The 6006-nt window shown below is 61.1% G+C and carries 4 protein-coding genes and 1 pseudogene; 4 read left to right on the top strand and 1 reads right to left on the bottom strand.

The window, feature by feature from the left end; all coding sequences use genetic code 11:
• A pseudogene (locus tag NW841_RS02845) lies at positions 1 to 190 on the top strand (hypothetical protein); the annotation flags it as partial.
• Between the two features lie 156 nt (positions 191 to 346).
• The gene (locus NW841_RS02850) at positions 347 to 946 is read left to right on the top strand and encodes a superoxide dismutase (RefSeq protein WP_414365685.1); all 600 of its coding nucleotides are present in this window, start codon (positions 347 to 349) and stop codon (positions 944 to 946) included.
• A 76-nt stretch (positions 947 to 1022) separates the two neighbouring features.
• Here NW841_RS02850 and NW841_RS02855 read toward each other — a convergent pair whose 3' ends face one another.
• Entirely contained in the window at positions 1023 to 2522 is a 1500-nt protein-coding gene (locus tag NW841_RS02855) for a serine/threonine protein kinase (RefSeq protein ID WP_414385253.1), read from the bottom strand.
• A 270-nt stretch (positions 2523 to 2792) separates the two neighbouring features.
• On the opposite strand from NW841_RS02855, the gene NW841_RS02860 reads away from it, so the two are divergent.
• Together NW841_RS02860 and glyS are read left to right on the top strand one after the other, a co-directional pair.
• A complete protein-coding gene (locus NW841_RS02860) occupies positions 2793 to 4871 on the top strand; it encodes a cation:proton antiporter (protein WP_414385256.1) in 2079 nt (692 codons plus the stop codon).
• A gap of 89 nt (positions 4872 to 4960) precedes the next feature.
• Positions 4961 to 6006, top strand: a 1046-nt coding sequence (gene glyS, locus NW841_RS02865) for a glycine--tRNA ligase subunit beta (RefSeq protein ID WP_414385258.1), incomplete at its 3' end; no start/stop codon positions are given.

Below are 6006 nucleotides of genomic sequence, written 5' to 3' on the forward strand. Positions count from 1 at the left end.
CGCTAAGGCAGAAGAACGTCTGGAAGCCGAGGTCAAACGCTGGGACGAGCGGTTTTTCCAGCTCAGCCGCGACACCCTCAGCTTCACCCGCAATGTAGTTACCATTGCCGCCATCACAGCGGTTTTGATCCCGCTGCTGCGGGATGTCGCTCCCCTGCTGATCGAGCTGCTGCAGCAGGGATCCCGTTAGCCCCCGGTCATCGAAGGGCCCAGGGGATCCCAAAGCGTAATCGTTCTGAGTTACACTAAGACTGCAAAGAAAGGTAACGCCTTTGTCTGGTTTATCCTTAGCCTTGGCCGCGTTCTTTCTTGCATTCCTTGCACAAGACACAGAGGACAGACGACTATGGCTTTTGAACTCCCAGCTCTGCCCTACCCTGCCGACGCCCTCCAGCCCTATATGTCGGCGGAAACCTTCTCCTACCACCACGGCAAGCACCACGCCGCCTACGTGGCCAACCTGAACAAGCTGATTGAAGGCACCGATCTGGCCAATAAGTCCCTGGAAGAAATTATCAAGACCACGTTTGGGGATCCCGACAAAGTGGGCATCTTCAACAATGCTGCCCAAGTCTGGAACCACACCTTCTTCTGGGAATCCATGAAGCCAGGTGGGGGCGGCACGCCGACAGGGCCCATCGCCGACAAGATCAACGCTGATCTGGGCGGCTACGACAAGTTTGTCGAGGCCTTCAAAACGGCGGCGGCCACCCAGTTTGGTAGCGGCTGGGCTTGGCTGGTGCTGGACAACGGCACTCTCAAGGTCACCAAAACCCCCAACGCCGAAAACCCGCTGGTGCACGGCCAAGTGCCCTTGCTCACCCTGGATGTGTGGGAGCACGCCTACTACCTGGACTACCAAAACCGACGGCCCGACTTCATCAGCGCCTACCTGGAACACCTGGTCAACTGGGATGCCGCCAATGCCCGGCTGGCAGCCGCCTGACTGCCCCTCTTCTGGGATCCTCTGACGGGGGATCCCATCGAGGACTAGCCTTGCCCAGCTCTTTGCCAGGGGATCCTCAGGGATCCCCTTTTTTTCGGCTTAGTCCTTCCCCAAGCGTTCCCGCTCTTCGCGCAGGCGTTGTAGGAAGCTGGGCGTAGGGTTTTGGGCAGGGGTGGGAAAGGCAGCAGCAGGAGGAGCGGCCCGGTTGATGGGGAAAAGAGGGGGCGATTGACCGGCTGGGGCGGCAGGGGGGTGCTGGGAATGGGAGTGGGCGGGGGGGCCGGCGCTGCAACGGGCGGAGGCGCAGGGGTGGGTGGCGATGTGGGCGTGGGTTCGGGTTGAGGGTTCTCCCGAACCGGATCAGGATCATCTTCAAACACTGGCTCACCATCCCGCAGCAGCCAGTCCAGCAGTGGATCTGGGCCGGCCTCCCGCTCATCGGTGTCAGAGGGCAAAGGAACAGCAAGCGGTCTCTCAAAAGCAGACGGAGGCCCCAAAAAGTGCTCCCGGCGATGGCGGCAAAAAGAGCTATCCCGCCCCAGAGGGGGATCTGCCTGTCCCTGGACTCCGGCTGGGCGCCTTCCCAATCATCGATGGCTGCCAGGGTGCGCTCGGAAAACGGCGAGGTTGTTGGAGGGGGCGTGAGGGAAGAGCCGGCGCTGTTGTGGGATTGCAGGGATCCCTCCAATTGGTCGCTGAGGAGCTTCATGGTTTGGGGCCGCTGGCCGGGGTCTTTGGCCAGACAAGCAAGCACCACTTCCTCCAGCGCTGGCGGGATCTCATGAGGCAACTGGGAGCGGTCGAAGGGCCGAGGCTGTTGGTAGTTGTGGGCCTCGTACCAACCGGGAAAAGAATCGGTCTTGGGCTGCAGGGGGTGTTGCCCGGTCAGCATGCGGTAGAGCACCACGCCGAACGAGTAGATGTCGGAGGGGGGATCCAATTCCTCGCCGCGCACCTGCTCGGGAGAGGCGTAGCGCACCGTCCCCAAAAAGCCGGTGGTTTGGGTGCCGAGGGCCAAAGAAACATCGCTCAGCAAATTGGCGATGCCAAAATCCAGGATCTTGACCGTCTCTCCCAGGGTCTCATCTTTCAAAACAAAGAGATTGCTGGGCTTGATGTCGCGATGGATCACCCCTTTGATGAGGTGGCCATCTTGCTCAGTCTCCAAATTGTGGGCATAGTAGAGACCGGCACACACTTGGCGGGCGATCTTCACCACCTGCTGAGGGGGCAGCAGCGGGTGCTTGAGCATCAGTTCTCCCAAGCTGTGCCCCCTCAGGTATTCCATCACCAAATAAGGTTGGTTGTTCTCCAGACCGTAATCCAGCACCTTGACAATGGCCGGGTGCTCTCCCAGCAGGGTACTGATGCGAATTTCCTGCTGAAAGCGCTTGAGCAAGTGACGGCAGGTGTTTTCATCGCCTGCCAAGTTTTGGTGCAACAGCTTCACCGCCACTGGACGATTGAACAGGCGGGTATCCACAGCCTTGAACACCTGCCCCATGCCCCCTGCCGCAATCTTCTGAACCAGTTGATAGCGCTGACCGATCACTTTTCCAGGAGCAAGCTGGTTCATAAGCGGCCCAAGAGCATGTACTCTCCGATTTTTCCGATTTTAATGTGTGTTTCTCGAAGGTTTCTCTCGCCTCTTTGCGGGCGCCACCGCCAGGCTGTCTTCATTCCCAGTGTGTTCTTGATGTATTTTGAATGCTTGTTAAACGCCCTGCCGGAGATTGAAGACTGGACGAAAGCTGTGGGCCATGGGGAGCTATCTGAATCTGGATGAATCTGATAGACTCAGGCGGGCGCTTGGCCGAGTCTGTGGGTTGCTGTCTGTTGGGTAGTGATGATGGCTAACTGGCTGCCAATTTCAGGGATCCCTCTGGCCCTGCTCGGCCCGGTGAAAGACCCAGTGCTGGTGTTTCTGATCCTCCTGACGATCATGCTGGTGGCCCCGCTGCTGTTTGAGCGGCTGCACCTGCCGGGGATCATCGGCCTGATTCTGTCCGGGTTGGTGGTGGGGCCCTACGGCTTGGGCATCTTGCAGCGGGACGGAACCATCGTCTTGTTGGGCACGGTGGGGCTGTTGTTTCTCATGTTCATGGCCGGCTTGGAGACCAGCCTGGAGGATTTGAAGCTCAACGCCGGCAAGGCCAGTGTCTTCGGGGTGCTCACCTTTCTGTTGCCAATGGTGATCGGCACGGCGGCCATGCTGGCCTTGGGGTATGACTTTCTGGCGGCAGTGCTGGTGGCCTCGTGTTTTGCCTCCCACACCCTCATTGCCCTGCCGATTGTCTCCAAGTTGGGCCTGATGCGCCTGCAGGCGGTAACAGCCACCCTGGGGGCGACGTTGATTACCAATGTCTTGGCGCTGCTGGTGCTGGCGGTGGTGGTGCGCGCCCATCAAGGGGAGCTGACACTGCAATTCTGGCTGACGCTCATCCCCTCGATTGCCCTCTACATGTTTGCCACCCTCTGGGGGGTGCCCAAGCTGGGCGGTTGGTTTTTCCAGCGCTTTGGCCACGACGAGGGGGCGGAGTTTACTTTTGTGATTGCCACCTTGTTCGTGGTGGCCTACGGAGCGGGGTTGATTGGCATTGAGCCGGTGGTGGGCGCCTTTTTGGCTGGGACGGCCATCACCCCCCTCATTCCCCAGCTCAGCCCCCTCATGAACCGGATTCAGTTCATCGGCAACACGTTGTTTATACCGTTTTTCTTGATCTCGGTGGGGATGCTGATCAACCCCAGCATTCTCTTGGGCGAGCCACGCACGCTGCTGGTGGGCGGAGTGATGATTGCCGCGGAGGTGGTGAGCAAGTTTTTGGCGGCTTGGATCCCGGCCCAACTGTTTGGCTGGCGCTTGGCCAGCGCTATGGTCATGTTCGGCCTGTCGGTAGCGCAGGCGGCGGCTACTTTGGCGGCAATCACGGTGGCTTTCAACGTGAAATTGGTGGATGAGCTGACGGTGAACGGCACCATCGCCATGATCCTGATTACCTGCATTGCCTCGCCTTGGATCGTGGCCCGCTGGGGTGAGCAACTCCAGCCTGTAGAGGTGGCGGCAGAAGCTGGTAACCTGCCCCAGCCAGCCTGGGGATCCCGCGTCCTGGTGCCGGTGGCCAACCCTGACACCGAGAGCAACCTGCTGCGGTTGGCTTTGATTCTGGCCAAGAAAGAAGGGGGGACGCTGCTGCCGCTGCACGTTTTGTCTGACCGTGCTGGGATCTCGCCGGCGGCTCTGGCCCGGCAAGAGCAATTGTTGACCTTTGCAGAGGCCCTGGCCCACAGCGCCGCTGCTCGAGTGGAAGCCATTCGGCGGGTGGATGATTCGGTGGAAAAAGGGATCATTCGCTCGGCAGCGGAACGGCAGGCGACCTTGGTGATCCTCGGCTGGAAGGGCTACTCCACCTACGCGGAAAATTTCTTTGGCAGCGTCATCGACGCAGTGGTGCGGCAGGTGGGGATCCCGGTGCTGATTACGCGCTTCCCCGTCCCCATCGAGACAACACAGCGCATCCTTTTGGCAGCCCCAGAGTTGGCAGTGTCTCCCGGATCCCTGCAGCAGACGATTGGGCTGGCGCAGACGCTGGCCGAGGAATTGAAGGCGGCGCTGCAGATTCTCCTGGTGCAAACCCGACCGCCACGGGAGCGCTCTCCGGCCCTGGTGGCGGCAAGCTACGCCCATCTGCCGCTCCAACGGGTGCAAGGAGGGCTGGTGGCCGAGGTGTTGAAGGTGCTGCAGCCGGGGGATGCATTGGTGTTGATCCCCAGCGAAGCCCGCAGCCGCTCCCGTCTGGGCCGCGAGCCGGAGATCATCGCCCGTAACCGGCCTAACCTTCCCATCCTTGTGGTGCATTTGCCTGCTGCCTCCCCGGCACGGCCGCAGGAGGGCGTTCTGGCAGTAGGGGATTCCACTTGGTACTGATGGCGGGTTGCAGCCCTTGTGTGAACGCCGCCCCGGCTCCCCTGATAAACTGGGATCCCCAGGGGGGATGTCGCTAAGAGCAGAGGGGTATGGTTGCCTATTTGCTGGAAGTCGGCTGTGAAGAGCTGCCGGCCAGTTTTGTTGATTCGGCCCTAGAGCAGTGGAGGAAGGGGATCCCGGCCTCTTTGGCAGAAGCCCATCTACAGGCCGAGGAGATGCAGCTTTTCGGCACGCCGCGCCGCTTGGCAGTTCTGTTGCGGGGCCTGCCCACCCAGCAGCCGGATCGCACCCTGGAGGTGAAGGGGCCACCGGCTCAGGTGGCCTACCAAGATGGCCGCCTCACCCCTGCCGGGGAAAAATTTGCCCAGAAGCAGGGGGTGGATCCTGCCAGCCTGGAGATCCGACAGGTGGGCAAGGGATCCTTTGTCTTTGCCGTGCAGCGGCTGCAGGGGCGGCCGACGGCAGCGGTGCTCCAGGAATTGGCGCCCACTTGGATCACCAGCTTGAGCGGCGAACGGCTGATGCGCTGGGGCTATGGAGACTTGAAGTTTCCCCGTCCCATCCGCTGGCTGGTCTCCCTCTGGGACGATCAAGTACTGCCTTTGCTCTGGCCTACCCCTGAGGGCAATCCTCTGCCAGGCTTAGTGGCCGGGCGGGTCAGCCGTGGCCACCGCGTTTTGGGATCCCAGCAGGTTGTCCTGGAGCGGGCCGAGAGCTATGTTCAGCAAATGCAAGCAGCCGGCGTCAACCCTGACCCGGCGGCACGAGCGGCGCAGATCCAGGCGGAGGTGACCAAGCTGGCCAAGCAGGTGAACGGGCGAGCCCAGATCCCCCCTGTTCTGCTACAGGAGGTGGTGCAGTTGGTGGAGTGGCCAACGGCCGTTCTGGGGCGCTTTGAGCCGGAGTTTTTGCAATTGCCCCCTGCGGTCATCCAGACGGTGATGATCACCCACCAGCGCTACTTCCCGGTGCGGGATGGCCGGGATCCCGAGAAATTGCTACCCTACTTCATCACCATCTCCAACGGCGACCCCCGGCAAGCGGAGCGGATTGCGGCAGGCAACAGCCGCGTGGTGCGGGCGCGCCTAGCCGATGCCCGCTTTTTCTACGAGGAGGATCGCCGCATCCCCTTGGC

Origin of the sequence: Synechococcus sp. H60.3, from assembly GCF_047462295.1 — a bacterium.
Taxonomy (GTDB): domain Bacteria; phylum Cyanobacteriota; class Cyanobacteriia; order Thermostichales; family Thermostichaceae; genus Thermostichus.